Genomic DNA, 18,315 nt, shown 5'->3' with positions numbered 1-18,315 from the left:
TCATGAAGCTCGGCCGTTTGAATCATATCGGCGTCGCGACGCCTTCGATTGCGGACAGCATTTTGTTCTGGCGCGATGTGATGGGCGCGACGAAGATCCACGAACCGTTCGACCTGCCCGAGCAGGGCGTGAAGGTGTGCTTCGTCGACACGCCGGGGGCGGATGGTGCGCTCAATGGCACGCAGATCGAGCTGATCGAGCCGCTGCCGGGCAATGCCAGCATCGCGAGCTTCCTCGAGAAGAACCCGGCGGGCGGGCAGCACCATATGTGCTATGAAGTGCCGGACATTCACGCTGCCAAGGCCGAGTTCGAGGCCATGGGCAAACGTGTGTTGGGCGAGCCGCGGATTGGCGCGCATGGGACGCTGATCTTTTTCGTCCACCCGCGCGACATGGGCGGGGTGCTGACCGAGATCATGGAGACGCCGAAGGGCGCTCACTGACAAAACTTCGTCACCCGGGGCTTGACCCGGGGTCCCGCTGCCTTCGGGAGCGCGGGGGTTGAGACAAAGCGGGACCCCGGATCGAGTCCGGGGTGACGATTGAGGAAAGAGCGATGGCGAATATCGAAGACTGGCAGAAGGCGGCGGCCAAGGAGGTCAAGGGCAAGGACCTGACCTGGCAGACACCGGAAGGCATTGCGGTCAAGCCGCTCTACACGGCCGAGGACGTGGCGACTGATCCCGGCCTGCCGGGCTTCGCGCCGTTCACGCGCGGCGTGCGCGCTTCGATGTATGCGGGGCGGCCTTGGACGATCCGGCAGTATGCGGGCTTCTCCACCGCCGAGGAATCGAATGCGTTCTATCGCCGCAATCTGGCGGCGGGGCAGAAGGGGCTTTCGGTTGCCTTCGATCTCGCCACCCATCGCGGCTACGACAGCGATCACCCGCGCGTTGTCGGCGATGTCGGCAAGGCGGGCGTGGCGATCGACTCTGTCGAGGACATGAAGATCCTGTTCGACGGCATTCCGCTCGATCAGATGTCGGTTTCGATGACCATGAACGGCGCGGTGATCCCGATCCTCGCGTTCTTCATCGTGGCGGGGGAGGAGCAGGGCGTGCCGCGCGCCGCGCTCGACGGGACCATCCAGAACGACATCCTCAAGGAGTTCATGGTCCGCAACACCTATATCTACCCGCCCGAGCCGAGCATGCGGATCATCTCGGACATCTTCGGCTACACCAGCCGCGAGATGCCGAAGTTCAACTCGATCTCGATTTCCGGCTATCACATGCAGGAAGCCGGGGCGACGCAGGTGCAGGAGCTCGCCTTCACCATCGCCGACGGCATGGAATACGTGAAGTACGGCGTTGCGAGCGGGCTGGATATCGACAAGTTTGCCGGGCGGCTGTCGTTCTTCTTCGCCATCGGCATGAACTTCTTCATGGAAGTGGCCAAGCTGCGCGCGGCGCGCGTGCTGTGGCACCGGGTGATGACGCAGCTGGGCGCGCAGGATGAACGCAGCAAGATGCTGCGGACGCACTGCCAGACCTCGGGCGTGAGCTTGCAGGAGCAGGACCCCTACAACAACGTGATCCGCACCACGATCGAGGCGATGGCCGCGATGCTGGGCGGCACGCAGTCGCTCCACACCAATGCGCTCGACGAAGCCATCGCGCTGCCGACCGACTTCTCCGCGCGCATCGCCCGCAACACGCAGATCGTGATCCAGGAAGAGACGGGCATGTGCAACGTGGTCGATCCGCTCGGGGGCTCGTACTACATCGAGGCGCTGACGCAGGAACTGGTCGACAAGGCGTGGGAGATCATCGAGCGGGTGGAAAGCGAAGGCGGCATGGCGAAGGCCGTGGCGGCAGGCTGGCCCAAGGCGATGATCGAGGAAGCCGCTGCCGGCCGTCAGGCTCGGGTGGACAAGGGCGATGACGTGATCGTCGGCGTCAACAAGTACCGCCTCGCCAGCGAGGACAAGCTCGATACGCTGGAAGTGGACAACATGGCGGTGCGCGAAGGCCAGATCGCGCGGCTGAAATGGGTGCGCGAGAACCGCGACGAGACCAAGTGCCGCGCGGCGTTGAACGCGCTGACCGAAGGCGCGAAGACCGGCGGGAACCTGCTCGAACTGGCTGTCGAGGCCGCGCGCCAGCGGGCAACGCTCGGTGAGATTTCGGATGCGATGGAGCTGGTGTTCGGCCGGCACGGCACGTTCCCCACGCCGGTCAAGGGCGTCTACAGCGCCTATTACGCCGGCGACGCACGTTACCAGCAGGTGCTCGACGGCGTGGAAGCCGTGACGCGCCGGTTGGGCCGCGCGCCGCGCATGCTCGTTTCCAAGATGGGCCAGGACGGGCATGATCGCGGCGCGAACGTGATTGCCTCGGCGTTCGGCGACATGGGCTTTGACGTGACGAGCAGCCCGCTGTTCCAGACCCCCGAGGAAGCCGCCAAGCTGGCGCTGGAGAACGAGGTCGATGCAGTCGGCGCGTCCAGCCTTGCGGCGGGCCACAAGACACTGATCCCCGAGCTGATCCGCCACCTGCGCGAAGCGGGCCGCAGCGATATCAAGGTCGTCGCGGGCGGCGTGATCCCGCCGCAGGACTACGACTTCCTGCGCGAGGCCGGGGTGCAGGGCATCTATGGCCCGGGCACCAATGTGGTCGAAGCGGCGGCGGACATGCTGCGCCTCCTGGGGCACAATATGCCGCCGGCGGGCGAAGAGCTGGCGGCGGCGGAGTAAACCCGTGGCCGAAACGCCCAAAGGCTATGTCGTCGCCGAAGTCGACGTCCATGATGCGGAAGGGTTCGCTGCCTATCGCGCTACGGTCCCTGCGGTCATTGCGCAGTACGGCGGGCACTATGTGGCGCGCGGCGGGGCGCTTATCGGCGTCGAGGGCGAGCCGCCCTCGGGCCGCGTCGTCATTGTCGAGTTTCCGAGCAAGGCGCAGGCCGAAGCCTTCGTCAGTTCTCCCGAATATGCCCCGGTTGCGGCGATCCGCCACCGGACGAGTTCCTCGCGCCTCTTCGTCATTGAAGGTGTAGATATCTGATGTTCAAGAAAATCCTCATCGCCAATCGTGGCGAAATTGCCTGCCGCGTGATCAAGACGGCGCGGCGGATGGGTATCCAGACCGTCGCGGTCTATTCGGATGCCGATGCGCGGGCGCCGTTTGTGAAGATGGCGGATGAGGCGGTGCATATCGGGCCTTCGCCTGCTGCGCAGTCGTACCTCATCGCGGACAAGATCATCGCGGCGTGCGAGCTGACCGGCGCCGAGGCGGTGCATCCCGGCTATGGGTTCCTTTCGGAGCGCACGAGCTTTGCCGAGGCGCTGGCGGCCAAGGGCATTGCGTTCATCGGGCCGCCCGTCGGCGCGATTGCTGCGATGGGCGACAAGATCGAATCGAAGAAGCTGGCGAAGGCGGCGGGCGTCAATGTCGTCCCCGGCTTCGTGGGCGAGATCGAGGATACCGAGCACGCGGTGCGCATCTCGGACGAGATCGGCTATCCAGTGATGATGAAGGCCTCGGCCGGCGGCGGCGGCAAGGGCATGCGCCTTGCCTACAACGAGAAGGACGTGCGCGAGGGCTTCGAGGCGGTGAAGCGCGAGGGGCTGAACTCGTTCGGCGATGACCGCGTGTTCATCGAGAAGTTCATTCTCAATCCGCGCCACATCGAGATCCAGATCCTCGGCGATCAGCACGGCAATATCCTCTACCTCAACGAACGCGAATGCTCGATCCAGCGGCGGCACCAGAAGGTGGTCGAGGAAGCGCCCTCGCCCTTCGTGACGCCGAAGATGCGCAAGGCGATGGGCGAGCAGTGCGTCGCGCTCTCCCGCGCGGTGGGCTATTATTCGGCGGGCACGGTGGAGCTGATCGTTTCGGGCGCGGACCCGAGCGGCGAGAGCTTCTACTTCCTCGAAATGAACACCCGCCTGCAGGTGGAGCACCCGGTTACCGAGGCGATCACCGGGATCGATCTGGTCGAGCAGATGATCCGTGTGGCCGCCGGAGAGAAGCTCGCCTTCACGCAGGACGACATCGGCATCGACGGCTGGGCCATCGAAAACCGCGTCTATGCCGAAGACCCCTATCGCGGGTTCCTGCCCTCGACCGGGCGGCTGGTGCGCTATGATCCGCCGGTGGAAGGCTGGACCGACGACGGCGCGGCCAACGGGCGGCGCGGCGTGGACGGTGTGCGGGTGGACGACGGCGTCTACGAAGGCGGCGAAGTCTCGATGTTCTACGATCCGATGATCGCAAAGCTCGTCACCTGGGGCGAAACGCGCGACGAAGCGGCGGACAAGCAGATCGAAGCGCTCGATGCGTTCGAGATCGAGGGGCTGGGCCACAACATCGATTTCGTCTCGGCGATCATGCAGCATCCGCGCTTCCGCTCGGGCGAGCTGACCACAGGGTTTATTGCCGAGGAATACCCGGACGGGTTCCACGGCGCGGCAACTTCCGAGGAAACGCTGCGTTCGCTGGCTGCCTTGGCGGGCTTCCTCGCCACGGCGCGGGCCGACCGGGCGCGGCAGGTCGATGGGCAGCTGGGCGATACGCTCGATCCGCCGTCCGAGTGGCAGGTGTGCATCGGCGAGGCGACGTTTGCCGTGACGGTGGATGAAGAGGCAATTGCCGTCGATGGCAATGAGATCGACATCTCGCTGGAATACACGCCGGGCGACCGGGTGGTGGCCGCCGAAGTCGATGGCAAGCCGCTCACGGTCAAGGTCAAGTCGCGCGCTGCAGGCTTCCGCCTGACGACGCGCGGGGCGAGCCATGACTTGACGGTGATCCCGGCGCGAATCGCCCCCCTGACCCGGCACATGATCGCCAAGGTGGCGCCGGACATGTCGAAGTACCTCGTCTGCCCGATGCCCGGGCTGCTCGTGGCGCTGCATGTCGGCGTCGGCGATGCGGTCGAGGCGGGGCAGCCGCTCGCGGTGGTCGAGGCGATGAAGATGGAAAACATCCTGCGCGCCGAGAAATCGGGCCGGGTGAAGGCAGTGAACGCGGCGCAGGGCGAGAGCCTTGCAGTGGATGCGATCATCCTCGAAATGGAGTAGCAGGCGCTTTGATGCCGAGGCTGACTTTCCTGCATTGGCACCCGCGGCGAGATTGACGTTTACGTAAGGGCGACTTATGCGCGCGCCACAAGATTGAGAAAGGCCTGACACGATGAAAGCCCTGGTCTGCGTGAAGCGGGTGATCGACTACAACGTGAAGCCGCGCGTGAAGGCGGATGGCACGGGGGTTGACCTCGCCAACGTCAAGATGAGCATGAACCCGTTCGACGAAATCGCGGTCGAGGAAGCCATTCGCCTCAAGGAAAAGGGCGTGGTCACCGAGATCGTGGCGGTTTCGGTCGGCCCGGCCAAGGCGCAGGAAACCCTGCGCACCGCGCTTGCCATGGGTGCGGACCGCGCGATCCTCGTGGTCAGCGAGACCGAGGTCGAGCCGCTGGCGGTCGCCAAGATCATCAAGGCGATTGCCGATGAGGAACAGCCGGGCTTGATCATCACCGGCAAGCAGGCGATCGACGACGACGCCAACCAGGTCGGCCAGATGGTCGCCGCGCTGCTCGGCCGTCCGCAGGGCACGTTCGCCAACGAGATCGCTGTCGAGGGCGACAGCGTCGTCGTGAAGCGCGAGATCGACGGCGGTCTGGAGACGGTCAAGCTGGCGCTACCCGCGATCGTCACCACCGACCTGCGCCTCAACGAGCCGCGCTATGCTTCGCTGCCCAACATCATGAAGGCGAAGTCGAAGCCGCTCGCGAGCAAGACGCCGGAAGATTACGGTGTCGATACCGCGCCGCGTCTCAAGACGCTCAAGGTCACTGAACCGCCGGTGCGCAGCGCGGGCATCAAGGTGCCTGACGTCAATGCGCTGGTTGCCAAGCTCAAGGAAATGGGAGTCGCCTGATGTCCAAGACACTCGTTTGGGTCGAACACGACAACGCCTCGGTCAAGGACGCTACGCTCGCGGTTGTTACGGCCGCCGCGCAGATAGGCGAAGTGACCGCGCTGGTCGCGGGCTCGGGCTGCGATGCCGCCGCTGCGGCCGCCGCGCAGATCGCCGGCGTGAGCAAGGTGCTCAAAGCCGATGACGCCGCCTATGCCAACGCGCTGGCTGAAAACGTCGCGCCGCTCGTCGCCGGCCTGATGGCCGACTACGACGTGTTCGTCGCGCCCGCCACGACCACCGGCAAGAACATCGCCCCGCGCGTTGCCGCGCTGCTCGATGTGATGCAGGTTTCGGACATTCTCTCGGTCGAAGGCCCCAAGACTTTCACCCGCCCGATCTATGCCGGCAACGCGATCGCGACGGTTGAATCGACCGATGCCAAGCTGGTCGTCACCGTGCGCGGCACTGCCTTTGCCAAGGCAGACGCCACCGGCGGTTCGGCTGCGGTGGAAGCCGTGGCGGCTGCGGGCGATGCCGGAACGTCGACCTTCCTCGGTTCGGAAATCGCCAAGAGCGAGCGTCCGGAACTGACCTCGGCCAAGATCATCGTCTCGGGCGGCCGCGCGCTCAAGGATGCGGAAACCTTTCAGAGCGTGATCATCCCGCTCGCCGACAAGCTCGGCGCTGGTGTTGGCGCCAGCCGCGCGGCGGTCGATGCGGGCTATGTGCCCAACGACTACCAGGTCGGCCAGACCGGCAAGATTGTCGCGCCGGAAGTCTACATCGCCGTCGGCATCTCGGGCGCGATCCAGCACCTTGCGGGCATGAAGGACAGCAAGACCATCATCGCCATCAACAAGGACGAAGATGCCCCGATCTTCCAGGTCGCGGATATCGGCCTCGTCGGCGATTTGTTCACGCTGGTGCCGGAGCTTACCGGCAAGCTGTGATCGGGCCATTGGCTGTGTAATGAAGAGGCCCCGCAGCGATGCGGGGCCTTTCTTTTTGCACAACAAGCGGCCGGAACAGCCCTAATCAGAGCAGAATATCGGCAACCGTGAATGCCGCATCGGAATGCACGTCGATTGCAATCTCATTGGTCTTGAGGTTGTCGTCGAGGTTCAGGTAAATCGTGGTGATGCCGCCGTGCGTGAACAGGCTCACCTGCCCGGCGGCGGTGAAGTCGCCCGACACCACGGTGAGCTTCTGGTCCCCGTATTCCGCGCCGGGATCGATGCTGCGAAGGTCGATGCGGTCCTTCTGGGCATGGCTGAAATCCATGATCGTGTCGTAGCCGTCGTCCACGCCGAGCACGAAGCGGTCGGCACCGAGCCCGCCGTAAAGCGTGTCGTCGCCGGCCCCGCCGATGAAGATATCGTTGCCCTTCCCGCCAACCAGCGTGTCGAAGCCGGCATAGCCGAACAGCGTATCGGCACTTTTGCCGCCGAACAGCATGTCGTTTGAATTGGTTCCGCCAACCACCAGCTTGTCTGCCGCAGTGTTGAACACGAAGGCGTCCGGCGAGGCGCTCAGTGTGGCGAGACTGGCGCCGCGGATGGTGATGCTCTCCTGCTCGCCGCCGAAGAAGGTCTTGATCACGACATCGTTGCCGATCTGGCTCATGAACGGCTGCAGCATCGCAATATCGCTGACGCCGAGATTGCGCAGATCGATCCGGTCCTTGCCGAGGGTGAAATCGACGACCGAGTCTTTGCCGAACTGTCGTCCGTCGAACACGAACAAATCGTTGCCCGCCCCGCCGCGCAGGCTGTCGCTGGCCGCGTCGCCGTGGAGAATGTCATTACCGGCGCCGCCATCCAGGTCGTCGCTGCCGTTGCCGCCGAACAGGGCGTCGGCGCCCCTGCCGCCGAACAGCACGTCGCTACCCTCGGTGCCGTTGACGACAAGCGGGGCCTTGGCGGTGTTGAAGATGAAGGCTGCCGGATGAGCCAGCAGGTCGGCGATCGTGACATTCGCGATCGTGATGGCTTCACGGTTGCCGCCGAACGCGGTCTGGATGACCACATCGTTGCCGATCTGGCTGAGATAGGGCGTCAGCGTCGCCATGTCGCCGATGCCAAAGACGCGCAGATCGATCCGGTCGGTGCCCAGCACGAAATCCTTGATCGTGTCGGATCCGAACTGGCGGTCGCCAAATGCGAAGACATCCTTGCCCGCTCCGCCGCGCAAGAGGTCGTCGCCGAAGCCTCCGTCCAGCACGTCGCTCCCTGCCCCGCCATTGAGGTCGTCGTTGCCGCTGAACCCGCGCAGAACGTCCGCACCCTTGCCGCCGAACAGCACATCGCGCGCCGAGGTGCCCTCCCAGATGACCTGGTCGGCCAAGGGATTGAACACGAACGAGCCGGGCGATGCCAGGAGGTCCGCCAGCTTGATGTTCTGCAGGGTGACCGACTGGACATCACCGGCGATGGCGATGCTCAAGACCACGTCGTTGCCGATCTGGCTGAGATAGGGTGTAATCGTGGCGATATCCGCCATCCCCAGCGCCGAGAGATCGAGTTTGTCCGTGCCGATCAGAAAATCGGTGATCACGTCCTTGTCGAAGCGGTAGCTGTCGATGACGAAGATGTCCTTGCCGCTGCCGCCGGTGAGAGTGTCGTTGCCAGTCCCGCCGATAAGTGCGTCGTCGTCGTTGCCCGACGAGATGATGTCGTCGCCGCCATTGCCGTATATCGTATCCGCGCCGTTGCCGGTGAGCGTATTGGCACCAGAGTCACCACCATAAACGCCCATTTTCGATCCTTCGTGCAGACATGTGCAATTGAAGGTGGGCTAGCGGTAGGTTCGAGCCGAAGCAATGTGATTAACCATGTTGAATGGTGGCGCTCAAATGCTTTCCCCATTCGAGACATTCGGCGCGGAATGTCTTAACACCCAAGCGACGCGAACTGTTTTGCTTGAAGATGTTGCGGCTTAACGGGCTGGGAATTGATCCTGCGGCGGAGGGCTTTGGCTAGGGCGCAAGCTGGAGCGTCAGGCACTGGCTGAATTCATCGACCTCGTAGTCGGCAAAAGCCTCGCAAGTTTCGAAGCCGTACTTGGCGTACAGCCTCAATGCCGGCGCGAATGCTTCGGTTCGGCCTGTCTCAAGGCTCACGCGGGCATAGCCGCGCGCTACTGCCACGCCGAGCAAGTGCACCAGCATCGCCTCGCCGACGCCTTTGCCGCGCCATTCGGGTGCGGCGCGCATCGATTTGAGTTCGCCGTGTGCATCATCCAGATGCTTTATCGCACCCATTGCGGCGAGCTCGCCATGGACGCGCGCGGTGTAGAACGTGACACCGGGCTGGCGCAGCTGTTCAAGCGGCAGGGCGTGGACTTTGCAGGCGGGGCTTGCGGCGTGCATCCCGCCAAGGTGCAGCGCGACAAGTTCCTGCACGTCCTCGCCGGAAAGATCGTCTTCCGCGATTGCCAAGCCTTCCACGTTACGTCCCTCGCTGGTCTTGCCGATGCGATCTGCTATCGCGCAGCTCATGATCGAGACAAGTGAAACCGGCCGCTGGGCTCTTGCCATCCACGGCGGGGCCGGATCGATGACGCCCGAGACGATGGACGCGGCGTCCGCCGCCGAGCACGAGCTGGCGCTGGGCGCCGCGCTCGATGCGGGCACGCGCGTGCTGGCGGCAGGCGGGACCGCGCTGGAAGCGGTCTGTGCGGCGGTTTCAGTGCTGGAAGACGATCCGCATTTCAATGCCGGGCGCGGCGCGGTGTTTACCTATCACGGTACCAACGAGCTCGATGCGGCGGTGATGGAGGGCGCGGGGCGGATGGCAGGCGCGGTCTGCGGGGTGACGCATACGCGCAATCCAGTGCGGCTCGCCCGTGCGGTGATGGAGCAGAGCCCGCATGTATTCCTGAGCGGCGCGGGCGCCGAGGAGTTTGCGCGTGAGCAGGGGGTTGAGCAGGTCGATCCCGACTGGTTCGCGACCGAGGAACGCTGGCGGCAGTTGCAGGAGCTGAAGGCCAAGAAACTCGGCTGGTTCGATGCGGGGCTGAAGTACGGGACCGTGGGTGCAGTGGCAGTGGATGCGGCCGGGCATGTCGCGGCGGCGACTTCGACGGGCGGGCTGACTGGCAAGCGCTGGGGGCGGATCGGCGATTCGCCGCTGATCGGTGCGGGTACGTATGCCGATGACCGCGCGGCGGCCGTGAGCTGCACCGGCTCGGGCGAGCAGTTCATCCGCGCGGGGGTGGCGCACGAGATCTGCGCACGCATTCGCATGGGCGGCGAACCGGCACAGGCCGCGACCGAGGCAGTGCTGGCCGAAGTGGGCGCGATGGGCGGCGTTGGCGGTGTGATCTACGCAACGCCCGGCGGAGAAACCGGCTTTGCCTTCACCACGCCGGGCTTGTTCCGCGCACGCGCGGACAGTGGTGGACGGCGCGAGATCGGCGTGTTCGGCGGCGATTGACCGGACGGGGTCAACCGGCGGGGGTCTAGTCGCCGGACGCTCCGACCACCAGATCGCGGATGCGCTGGGCATTGAGCGGCTTGCGCAGGAACTGCCAGTTGTCGGCCATCGCCTGAGCATCGGGGAGATGGCCGCTCATCAGCACGATCTTGGCGGCCAGCCCGCGCGCCTCGGCCCAGTGGGCGAGCTCGATCCCGCTCATGCCCGGCATGACGACATCGGCCAGCAGAAGATCGACGCTGCCCCTCTCGAGATGTGCAATCGCCTCGTCGGCGTTGGCCGCCGACAGCACCCGGAACCCAAGATCGGCGAGCAGTTCGCCCAGCGCCTCGCGGGCGTGGCGCTCGTCCTCGACGACCAACGCGGTGGGCTTCGCGGGACCGTCGCTGTCGGGGCTGGCATCCGGGGCAGCGTTAGGCAGTGCAAGGTCCCACTTTTTCGGCACCGCGTCGACAATCGGAAGCCACAGCGTGACCACGGTGCCAATGCCCGGCGCGGTTTGGAGCGCGGCATCCCCGCCCATCTCGCGGCAGAACTCACGCACCGAGGCAAGGCCCATGCCGTTGCCGGTGGCCTTGGTCGAGAACAGCGGCTCGAAGGCCTGGCGCGCAGTCTCTGCGGACATGCCGCTGCCGTTGTCGCTGACGGTGATCGACAGCAGCTGCTCGCCGGCCGGCGTGTCTGGCCAGGTCGAGATCGTGATCCGGCCGGCCGCTGCGAAGCTGTCGCGCGCGTTGATCACGAGATTTATCAGGCCGTTGAGCAGCGCACCAGCGGCTACTTCGACGCGGGAGCCTTCTGCGGCAAGATCCACCGCCAGCACGTTGTCGTGCCCGGCGACGGTGCGCAGAAAGCTGAGGTTGGTTTTGATCAGTTCGTCGACATCGATGCGGGCGCGCGAATCATGCCGGAGCTTCGCCAGCGTCATCAGCGAATATGTTGTCGCCGAGGCCCGGCGGACCGTGTCCTGGATGATCTGCAGCTTGGGCAAGTGCTGCGGGCCGAGCGTACTGTCCTTGAGAAGGAGATCGCAATTGAGCCCGATGATCGAGAGGAAATTGTTGAAATCATGCGCGATATAGCCGGCCATGCGGCTGACCCGGCTTAGCACCATGGTGGTGCGCTCCTGCTCGAGCGCGAGATCCTGCGCGCTCTTGCGCGCATCGTCGAGCGAAGCCTGCTGCATGATGAGCGCCGGCATTCCCGAGGCGAGCGGATCGGCAAGCCCGAAATCGTTGAGCTGGAACTGGCCCCGCGCAATGCCTGCTGCGGTCGGGATCAGGTTGACCGCAAGCAGGAAGCCCTGCGCGACGGGCACAGCAATGCCCTGAAGCATGGTGTCGCTGGAGCGGCAGTGGAGCCGGATCGGCTCGCCCGCCGGAGGCAGGCGCCGGAACGCGTCGATATCCTCGTGGGTTTCGCAGGTGAAGATCTCGAACAGGTTCAGCCTGGTGTCTGCGAATTGCGGCAGGCGGCGGTAATAGGCGCCGAACGATATGATGCGCCCGTCGGTGTCGATCAGGAGATAGGCCGGGAACAGGCTCCTGATGACCTCGGCATCGAGCGAGAGGCGCTGCATTGGTTCTATGCGGCTTTCAGCGTGATGCGAAAATGCGCGGCATTGTTGTGGTTTTCCGCGCGCTCGACCGTGCCGTTGAGGCCAAACCGGTCAAGCAGGCCCTCGAGCAACCCAAGCACGAACGGCTCGAGTCCGGAGCGTTCGGACCGGTAGCGCACGACGAGCTCGCTCTCGCTCTCCTCGGTCAGCGCGAAACTTGGCACGCGGGCCAGGGGCATTGCGGTGACGACCGAATGGTGCATGCGATCAAGGTTTCTGATGAACGTGACGAGATCGCGGCCGGTGAAGTCCATGATCGCCCGGTAGGTATCCTGCGAGACCCGCCGGACCCAGTAGCGCCCGAACGCGCCGAGGCAATCGTCCATCGGCTGGCCCATCTTGCGCGAGGCGACGCCGACCAGCTCGTAGGTGAGCGCGTCGTCGTACATCTCCTGGCTGATGAGTTCGGTAGGGCTGATGTGCAGTTCGGCGGCAATCGCCGCCCACATCGAATCGCCCTCGGTTTCGATGATGTGGTCCTTGAGGTAGCGGTGGATCAGGCCATACATGAGCGGTGCGGTTGCTTTCTCTATGGGGTCGGGCAGGGCGATTGCCCGGCTCAGGATTCCCGGTCCGCTACCGGCTGCGCTGCTGCCGCGCCGCGTTCGAACGCTTCGGTGATTGCGACATAGTGCTCGATCTGAGCTTCGATCACCGCCAGCCGGTCGACGAGATAGCTGCGGTCATCGCCATCGAGTCCGGGAAGTAGCCGCGTCCCCATGTTGGCGATGGTCAGGCGTATGACGTTGACAGGCTGATTGAGCGCGTGAACCAGCGTGCGCCGCTCGTCGGTTGCTTGCAATTCTGTTCCCCCTGTCCGGAACTTTGCTAGTCCGGATCTTTGATTGTGCCGTAGCGGCGGTTTCTATACCCGATTTAGCGACATAGGCGCCAGTCCCGCACTAACGTGGCGTTACGTTTCACAAAAGGTGCCACACCGAATCCATTCTGGTTGTACCCCAGCGGCCCGGTGCTTACGAAAGTAACAGAGCCGCTCCAATCCAAGCAGACCATAATATGCTGATTGACAAATCCATGACAGCAGTTGGCGAGGATAGCGATTCCGGCGCACAGGTGCTCGTCGTCGAGGATGATAGCGCGACGCTGGCGGCCTATGGCGAGCTGCTGACCAGCCTGGGCTACGAACCGGTGCTGGTGAACAACGTGCCGACGGCGCTGCGCCTGCTGGGCCAGCAGACATCGATCGGCATCGTGCTCACCGACCTCCATCTGCCGGGCATGGGCGGGATGGAACTGCTTGAGGAAGTCTCTTGCCGTTTTGCGTCGCTGCGCCCGATCGTGATGATCGTGGTGACCGGCCATGCCAGTCTCGACATCGCGGTCCAGGCCATGCGGTTCCAGGCATCCGATTTCCTGACCAAGCCGGTTTCGGCGGCGAACCTTTCCGCCGCGCTTCGCCGGGCGGCGCGATCGCTCGGTGAGCAGCAGGCCCGTGTGCGACTGCGCAGTGACGCGGAGGGCGAGCCTGGTCCGGTCGCCGAGGCAAGCGTGGCGCCCCAGCCGTTGCCTGCTGAGCAGGTGGCAGCGAGCGACGCGGAACTGCTGGCAGTGGCGCGCACGCTCAAGCGAACCAGCGACCAGCGCGCGGAGTATTTCGAACAGGGTCTGTTCGCCGACCCTTGCTGGGACATCCTGCTCGAGCTTACGGCCGCACGGATTCAGGGGCAAAGCGTGCCCGTCTCCAGCGCCTGTACCGCGACTCACCTGCCCTTCAGTACGGCGCTGCGCTATGTCCGCAGCCTTGTCGACATGGACATGGTGCGGCGTTGGAAAGACCCCCGGGACCGGCGCCGCGACCTGCTCAACATCGAGGATGCCGCGTTCCAGTCGATGAAGACCCTGCTGGCCGACGTGCGGCGCAAGATGGTCGGCAATTAGCACCGGCCAAGCTCGTACTTGCGGCGGGACAGCCGGTGATCGGATCCTATTGACAGCAATTTCTGCCGTAGTTGATCCGTTCTGGCGTTGGGACCTCTGGCAGTCGCTACGAAATTGACATAAAAGATTAACAATGAGGCCCGGCGAAGCAAGATTCGGGCGAAAATGGGTCGCGCACAGCCCTTGTGCGCGGGGAGAATGTCCATGGACGGCCGCGACAGAAAACTCGATTTTTCCGACTACATCATTCTCTGTGCAATCATCGTCTCCAGCGGCCTGATCTGGCATGTCGCTATCAAGACGGCGTTCTGGCTGCTGGGATAACAGCCGGTCGGGACCACGCTCTGCCTTACACCACTGGAGCTGCAGCACAGGTGCATCTGCCTGCTACGGCTCGCTTCTTTCATGGACTGCTGCCGGAACGGCATCGAATGGCGGGTCTAGCCTGCGAATTCGGCACCGATTCAGATTCAATTCGCCCGGAGGCGGCTTAAGTATGGGGCATCGCATTGCTCAAGCCCTTCGGAAGTCGCAAAAATGGTCGTTCAAGACCCTGAAATCTGGGTAATCGATTCCGCTCTCGGCCGCCGTGAAAAGGTGTCCCGCTTCGTAAACGCTATGGGTTACCACGCGCGTTCCATGGCTCCCGACGAAGTCCGCCCGTTCCACGGCACTCGGGCGGTCATCGCCATGGTGGGCGACGAGGAGGAGGTCGTCGAGCGCGTGCTCGGTTGCGGGCGCTTCCAGCCGATGCGCTGCGTTGTCTACACCGACAGCCTCAAGGCGAAGCGCGCGGCCGATCTGGTGCGGCGCGGTGTTGCCGACCTGCTCGACTGGCCATGCCGGGAAATCGATATGGCTGACGCGATCTTGACCGCCACCGCGGGGCTGTCCGTACTGATGGACGACAGCCAACGCGTTGCGTCCGCGCGGCGCCGTATCGAAAGCCTCTCGCGCCGTGAACGCGAAGTACTCGCCGGTGTGCTTGCCGGTCACACCAGCCGTGAGATTGCCGAGACGCTCGGTCTTAGCCGCCGCACAGTCGAAGTGCACCGGCTTAACCTCGTGCGCCGGCTCGGTGTCGAGAATTCGGTTGAGGCAGTCCGGCTGGCGATCGATTCGGGCTGCTTCCTGCCAATGGCCTGAGGCCGGCACGCGGCAGCGCCCTCAGGCCGCGTACTTGTCCGCCTTGCGTCGGCCGAGACGCAGGCCCTGTTCAAGCTGGGCGCGCAGCTGCAGGTAGTAGGCCTCGAGAAACGCGCGCTCCTCACCGTATGGGAACGGGCGGCCGATCTTGCGGCTGATCGCATCGGCGACATCGTCGATGCCCGGCCCGCGCCCTTCGCGCAGCACGCGCTCCAGCGTCTGAAGTTCGAACTCGCCATAGACGGCGAGCTCGGCAGGGGAAAAGACGAAGCGCTCCGCCGTGCTTTCCGCAAGTTCGGGCGCGGCGACCGAGAGCGCCTGACCCAGTCGTCGGCGCGAGGCTTCGACCACCCAGGTGCCCGCGATAACGTCGCCGCAGCGCAGTGCATCGCGGTTGAAGAACGGGAAAAGCACGAAGATGAGGAACCAGACGGTGCCTGCCCAGCTCGCAACGTCGCTGTCGCCGTCTGCCGCGAAGGCGCCGCCGATGAACACGATCGGCATGAACAACTCGATGTCGCGGACAATGTTGCGCGCGATCACGGCCTCGGTGGTGAGGCGATCGGTGCCGCGCGCGGCAATGCGGATGCCGGCGATGCGCTTGCCCGGCGTGGCACCGCGCGGGCCCAGTTCGAAGAACAGGAACCATGCGTTGCGCAGCAGGAACATCGCGATGATCCAGACGATGACGAGCGCCTGCAGCGCGCGCGCCTTTGGGCCAGCAGACTCCAGATCCTCGATCTTGACGCCGATGCCCCCGGCAATCCAGATCAACGCAAGGCTGGTGACAATCATCGCCGTGCCGATCATCGCGAGATCCAGCAGCAAAGCCGCCGCCCGCGCGCCGCGTGTCGCCAGCATGAAGGTCAGCGCCACGCCTTCGGGCGTGATGACCGTGCGCTCACGGCTGGTAGACGGGCGGCGTGCCATCAGGCGCCGGCTCCCGCTTTGGCATTCCCGCGCCAGACGAAGAAATAGCCGATCCAGAACACCAGCATGAAGCCGCCCAGGATGAGGCGGCCTGCAGTGTTGTCGATCAACTGGCGTGCGAAGCCCTCGAGCAGCCCCGCCACGATCAGCATGAGCACAACGCCGGCCATGACCTGGGCAGTGCGCCGTCCGGCTGCGGCGGCCGCTTCGAGCACCGCTGCCTCGCCGGGGAAGGCCATCGCACGGCCGATATGGATACCCGAGGCGCCCGCGAGCAGAATCGCGAAAAGCTCGGTCGTGCCGTGGACCGAGAGCCAACCGACGAGCTCGAGCGTCAGACCCTGTCCGTGATAAAGCCAGAGCAGCGAGCCCAGCAGCGCGGTGTTCTGGATCAGCAGCAGAGCGGACGGGAGGCCGAAGGCAAAACCCAGCGCGAAGGCGAGGATCGAGACTTGAGTGTTGTTGGAAAAGAGCGAGGCAGCAAAGACAGCGAGGCCGGTCTCGTTCTGCTTGCCGAACAGGGTGCCCATAAGAACCGCGCGGCTTGCGCCAGGCACGCGGGCATCGGCCATCCCGCCGGGCATGAGCGCATAGTACCAATCGGGATCGCTCGCCACGAGCAGCCAGCCGGCCACGGTGCCTGCGACCATGAGCGCCAGCGCAATCAGGAGATCAAGCCCGAGCGCGCGCACGCTGGCGCCCCAGCCGCCGCCGAAGAAGCGCATGAGCCAGTCGCCAAGACCGGCGCGTGGACCATAGACGATGAACCAGGCGCGGCGGGTGAGTCCTTCGAGCCAGAGCAGCGTTTCGCGGTCGAGCGAGGTTTCGCGCGCGACGGCAAGGCTGGAAACGGCGGTGCGATAGAGCGCGGGGAGCGCGAGCAGGTCTTCGTCGGGAACGCTTCGGAGCCGCCCGCGCTCGATCCGCGCGACGATGGCCTCGAGCCGCTTCCATTCGCCCTCGCGCTCCAGCCGGAAGCGGTCCGAGCGCAATGCGGCGTCTTCGGCGGCGGCGATCTCGGCAGTGGCGGCGGGGCTGAACCAGGTGCCGAGGCGGCCGATCAGGGTGGGGGCATGGGCGTTCATCCGAGGCTCCCGGCGCGCTTCACGGTGAGATAGGCATCGAGCAGGCGGTTGCCGATGTGTTGGTGCGGCGCCTCGACCACAAGAATCCCGGCGCGGCGCAGGCGCTGGAGTACGAGCGTGCGCTGGTGCTGCAAGGTGGTCGCGGTGACGGCCATCGCCGCATCCTGCGCGGTCTTGACCGGCGCGCTGACGAAATCGGCAAGCTCGGCATCGGCCATCACGACGAAGATCACGCGGTGCCGCTCGACCAGGCGGCGCATCGATTCGATCATCATCTCGGCGCTGGTGGGGTCGGTGAATTCGGAGAAGACCACGACCAGCGAGCGCCGTCGCAGCCGCGCTGCCAGCGTGGACAACGCAAGGGTGAAGTTGGGCTGCTCGGTGCTGTAGTCGAGCGCGGCGGCGGCATCCTGCAGGCGGCGGAAATCGCGCGGGGCGGTGACAAAGGGGCTCATCACTTGCGGCCTTGCGGCAAAGCCGTAGACCGAGACGCGGTCTTGCGCGCCCAAGGCGATCCACGCGGTGGTGAGCGCGGCGGTGACGGCGCGGTCGATGCGGGGGAGGCCGCCGATCGGCTCGCACATCGTCTGCCCGCAATCGAACGCGAAGACGATCTGGTTGTTGCGTTCGGTCTCGTACTCCTTGGCATAGAGCCGGGCGTGACGGGCGGAACTCTTCCAGTCGATGCGGCGGCGGTCCATGCCGGGCTCGTACTCGGCGAGCGCTTCGAACTCGGTGCCCTCACCCCGGATGCGCCGCGCGACCATGCCGAACTGGGCATCGCGCAGGAACAGTTGCAGCGCCGGGCTGCGCGCCGGGGCGATATTGGGGCGGATTCGGATCACCTCGGCCAGATCGCGCCGCACCTGCCTGCAGGCGAGACCAAGCGGGCCTTCCCAACGTAGCCAGACAGCCGTGACCGGCCCGGTGCCGCGCCGCGTGGGCGTGGTCTCGATCCGTGCGCTCCATGCGCCGTTGTCGCGCGTCAGCCGGGCGACCAGCCGGCCACCGGGAGCCAGGCGCGGATCGAGCGCAAGCGCGGCTTGGGGTGCGGCGCGCGGCGCCTCGGCGCGGAAACCGGCGAGCAAGGTGAGCGCGATCGGCGCCCCCACTTCGCCGCCATCGGGCACGATCACGCGCAGGTCTGCCAGCATCGGCGCGAGCAGCGCATCGAGCAGAACCATCACGAGCAGCGCGCCGCCGAGCGCGGGAGCGGCGATCCACGCCCCCGGTGAGGCTGCGGCGACGACCAGCGCGAGCGGCGCGGCAAGCGCGAGGAGCACCGCAGCGCGGGCCGAAGGGTAGAAGACCGGGAAGGGCCAGCGCAGGCGCACGGA

General features: G+C 65.2%; 17 protein-coding genes. 9 read left to right on the top strand and 8 right to left on the bottom strand.

Annotated elements, in window-relative coordinates:
• Positions 1–2: 2 nt before the first annotated feature.
• The 6 genes from mce to WCL10_RS00600 all read left to right on the top strand — a co-directional run bounded on the left by mce (position 3) and on the right by WCL10_RS00600 (position 6,817).
• Complete coding sequence (gene mce, locus WCL10_RS00625) at positions 3–443, top strand: methylmalonyl-CoA epimerase (RefSeq protein ID WP_336893673.1); 441 nt, start codon at positions 3–5, stop codon at positions 441–443.
• A gap of 113 nt (positions 444–556) precedes the next feature.
• Positions 557–2,695 carry a methylmalonyl-CoA mutase gene (gene scpA / locus WCL10_RS00620; RefSeq protein WP_336893672.1) on the top strand — a complete coding sequence of 713 codons (2,139 nt, stop codon included), beginning with the start codon at positions 557–559 and terminating at the stop codon, positions 2,693–2,695.
• Positions 2,696–2,699: 4 nt separating this feature from the next.
• On the top strand, positions 2,700–3,005 hold the full coding sequence (locus tag WCL10_RS00615; RefSeq protein WP_336893671.1) for a DUF1330 domain-containing protein: 306 nt from the start codon (positions 2,700–2,702) through the stop codon (positions 3,003–3,005).
• Positions 3,005–5,026 (top strand): acetyl/propionyl/methylcrotonyl-CoA carboxylase subunit alpha, encoded by a 2,022-nt coding sequence (locus tag WCL10_RS00610; protein ID WP_336893670.1) that lies wholly within the window; start codon positions 3,005–3,007, stop codon positions 5,024–5,026. The genes WCL10_RS00615 and WCL10_RS00610 overlap by 1 nt, the downstream gene beginning before the upstream one ends.
• A 112-nt stretch (positions 5,027–5,138) precedes the next feature.
• On the top strand, positions 5,139–5,885 hold the full coding sequence (locus WCL10_RS00605; RefSeq protein ID WP_336893669.1) for an electron transfer flavoprotein subunit beta/FixA family protein: 747 nt from the start codon (positions 5,139–5,141) through the stop codon (positions 5,883–5,885).
• Positions 5,885–6,817 carry an electron transfer flavoprotein subunit alpha/FixB family protein gene (locus WCL10_RS00600; protein ID WP_336893668.1) on the top strand — a complete coding sequence of 311 codons (933 nt, stop codon included), beginning with the start codon at positions 5,885–5,887 and terminating at the stop codon, positions 6,815–6,817. The genes WCL10_RS00605 and WCL10_RS00600 overlap by 1 nt, the downstream gene beginning before the upstream one ends.
• 85 nt (positions 6,818–6,902) lie before the next feature.
• On the opposite strand, the gene WCL10_RS00595 is transcribed toward WCL10_RS00600, so the two are convergent.
• Entirely contained in the window at positions 6,903–8,621 is a 1,719-nt protein-coding gene (locus WCL10_RS00595) for a M10 family metallopeptidase C-terminal domain-containing protein (protein WP_336893667.1), read from the bottom strand.
• A 220-nt stretch (positions 8,622–8,841) separates the two neighbouring features.
• A complete protein-coding gene (locus WCL10_RS00590) occupies positions 8,842–9,363 on the bottom strand; it encodes a GNAT family N-acetyltransferase (RefSeq protein ID WP_336893666.1) in 522 nt (173 codons plus the stop codon).
• Here WCL10_RS00590 and WCL10_RS00585 point away from each other — a divergent pair.
• Positions 9,362–10,300, top strand: a complete 939-nt coding sequence (locus WCL10_RS00585) for an isoaspartyl peptidase/L-asparaginase (RefSeq protein ID WP_336893665.1) — start codon at positions 9,362–9,364, stop codon at positions 10,298–10,300. The two genes, WCL10_RS00590 and WCL10_RS00585, sit on opposite strands and share 2 nt — an antisense overlap.
• A 25-nt stretch (positions 10,301–10,325) precedes the next feature.
• On the opposite strand, the gene WCL10_RS00580 is transcribed toward WCL10_RS00585, so the two are convergent.
• Genes WCL10_RS00580 through WCL10_RS00570 form a run of 3 tightly spaced genes read right to left on the bottom strand, consistent with a single transcriptional unit; the run spans position 10,326 to position 12,720 of the window.
• On the bottom strand, positions 10,326–11,879 hold the full coding sequence (locus WCL10_RS00580) for an ATP-binding protein (protein ID WP_336893664.1): 1,554 nt from the start codon (positions 11,877–11,879) through the stop codon (positions 10,326–10,328).
• A gap of 5 nt (positions 11,880–11,884) precedes the next feature.
• Positions 11,885–12,427, bottom strand: coding sequence for a heme NO-binding domain-containing protein (locus tag WCL10_RS00575; protein ID WP_336893663.1), 543 nt, complete (start codon positions 12,425–12,427; stop codon positions 11,885–11,887).
• A gap of 50 nt (positions 12,428–12,477) precedes the next feature.
• Positions 12,478–12,720 (bottom strand): hypothetical protein, encoded by a 243-nt coding sequence (locus WCL10_RS00570; RefSeq protein WP_336893662.1) that lies wholly within the window; start codon positions 12,718–12,720, stop codon positions 12,478–12,480.
• 233 nt (positions 12,721–12,953) lie between these two features.
• On the opposite strand from WCL10_RS00570, the gene WCL10_RS00565 reads away from it, so the two are divergent.
• Together WCL10_RS00565 and WCL10_RS00560 are read left to right on the top strand one after the other, a co-directional pair.
• The gene (locus WCL10_RS00565; protein WP_336893661.1) at positions 12,954–13,817 is read left to right on the top strand and encodes a response regulator; all 864 of its coding nucleotides are present in this window, start codon (positions 12,954–12,956) and stop codon (positions 13,815–13,817) included.
• A 639-nt stretch (positions 13,818–14,456) separates the two neighbouring features.
• Positions 14,457–14,963, top strand: a complete 507-nt coding sequence (locus WCL10_RS00560) for a LuxR C-terminal-related transcriptional regulator (protein ID WP_336893660.1) — start codon at positions 14,457–14,459, stop codon at positions 14,961–14,963.
• 21 nt (positions 14,964–14,984) lie between these two features.
• On the opposite strand, the gene WCL10_RS00555 is transcribed toward WCL10_RS00560, so the two are convergent.
• The 3 genes from WCL10_RS00555 to WCL10_RS00545 are packed head-to-tail and all read right to left on the bottom strand — an operon-like array spanning position 14,985 to position 18,312.
• Positions 14,985–15,893, bottom strand: coding sequence for an RDD family protein (locus WCL10_RS00555; protein WP_336893659.1), 909 nt, complete (start codon positions 15,891–15,893; stop codon positions 14,985–14,987).
• Positions 15,893–16,978, bottom strand: coding sequence for a stage II sporulation protein M (locus WCL10_RS00550; protein WP_336893658.1), 1,086 nt, complete (start codon positions 16,976–16,978; stop codon positions 15,893–15,895). The genes WCL10_RS00555 and WCL10_RS00550 overlap by 1 nt, the downstream gene beginning before the upstream one ends.
• Positions 16,975–18,312 (bottom strand): DUF58 domain-containing protein, encoded by a 1,338-nt coding sequence (locus tag WCL10_RS00545; RefSeq protein WP_336893657.1) that lies wholly within the window; start codon positions 18,310–18,312, stop codon positions 16,975–16,977. Before WCL10_RS00545 ends, WCL10_RS00550 begins: the two co-directional genes overlap by 4 nt.
• Positions 18,313–18,315 lie beyond the last annotated feature (3 nt).

It is taken from the genome of Novosphingobium sp. (assembly GCF_037133355.1).
GTDB lineage: Bacteria > Pseudomonadota > Alphaproteobacteria > Sphingomonadales > Sphingomonadaceae > Novosphingobium.
Note: the sequence above shows the minus strand (reverse complement) of the source record. Positions and strands in the feature narration are given on the sequence as shown.

Excerpts from the sequence above, each read along its gene's own strand:
- mce (WP_336893673.1), top strand. The coding sequence starts at position 3 with ATGAAGCTCGGCCGTTTGAATCATATCGGCGTCGCGACGCCTTCGATT.
- scpA (WP_336893672.1), top strand. The coding sequence starts at position 557 with ATGGCGAATATCGAAGACTGGCAGAAGGCGGCGGCCAAGGAGGTCAAG.
- WCL10_RS00610 (WP_336893670.1), top strand. The coding sequence starts at position 3,005 with ATGTTCAAGAAAATCCTCATCGCCAATCGTGGCGAAATTGCCTGCCGC.
- WCL10_RS00605 (WP_336893669.1), top strand. The coding sequence starts at position 5,139 with ATGAAAGCCCTGGTCTGCGTGAAGCGGGTGATCGACTACAACGTGAAG.
- WCL10_RS00600 (WP_336893668.1), top strand. The coding sequence starts at position 5,885 with ATGTCCAAGACACTCGTTTGGGTCGAACACGACAACGCCTCGGTCAAG.
- WCL10_RS00595 (WP_336893667.1), bottom strand. The coding sequence starts at position 8,621 with ATGGGCGTTTATGGTGGTGACTCTGGTGCCAATACGCTCACCGGCAAC.
- WCL10_RS00585 (WP_336893665.1), top strand. The coding sequence starts at position 9,362 with ATGATCGAGACAAGTGAAACCGGCCGCTGGGCTCTTGCCATCCACGGC.
- WCL10_RS00590 (WP_336893666.1), bottom strand. The coding sequence starts at position 9,363 with ATGAGCTGCGCGATAGCAGATCGCATCGGCAAGACCAGCGAGGGACGT.
- WCL10_RS00580 (WP_336893664.1), bottom strand. The coding sequence starts at position 11,879 with ATGCAGCGCCTCTCGCTCGATGCCGAGGTCATCAGGAGCCTGTTCCCG.
- WCL10_RS00575 (WP_336893663.1), bottom strand. The coding sequence starts at position 12,427 with ATGTATGGCCTGATCCACCGCTACCTCAAGGACCACATCATCGAAACC.
- WCL10_RS00565 (WP_336893661.1), top strand. The coding sequence starts at position 12,954 with ATGACAGCAGTTGGCGAGGATAGCGATTCCGGCGCACAGGTGCTCGTC.
- WCL10_RS00560 (WP_336893660.1), top strand. The coding sequence starts at position 14,457 with ATGGCTCCCGACGAAGTCCGCCCGTTCCACGGCACTCGGGCGGTCATC.
- WCL10_RS00555 (WP_336893659.1), bottom strand. The coding sequence starts at position 15,893 with ATGGCACGCCGCCCGTCTACCAGCCGTGAGCGCACGGTCATCACGCCC.
- WCL10_RS00550 (WP_336893658.1), bottom strand. The coding sequence starts at position 16,978 with ATGAACGCCCATGCCCCCACCCTGATCGGCCGCCTCGGCACCTGGTTC.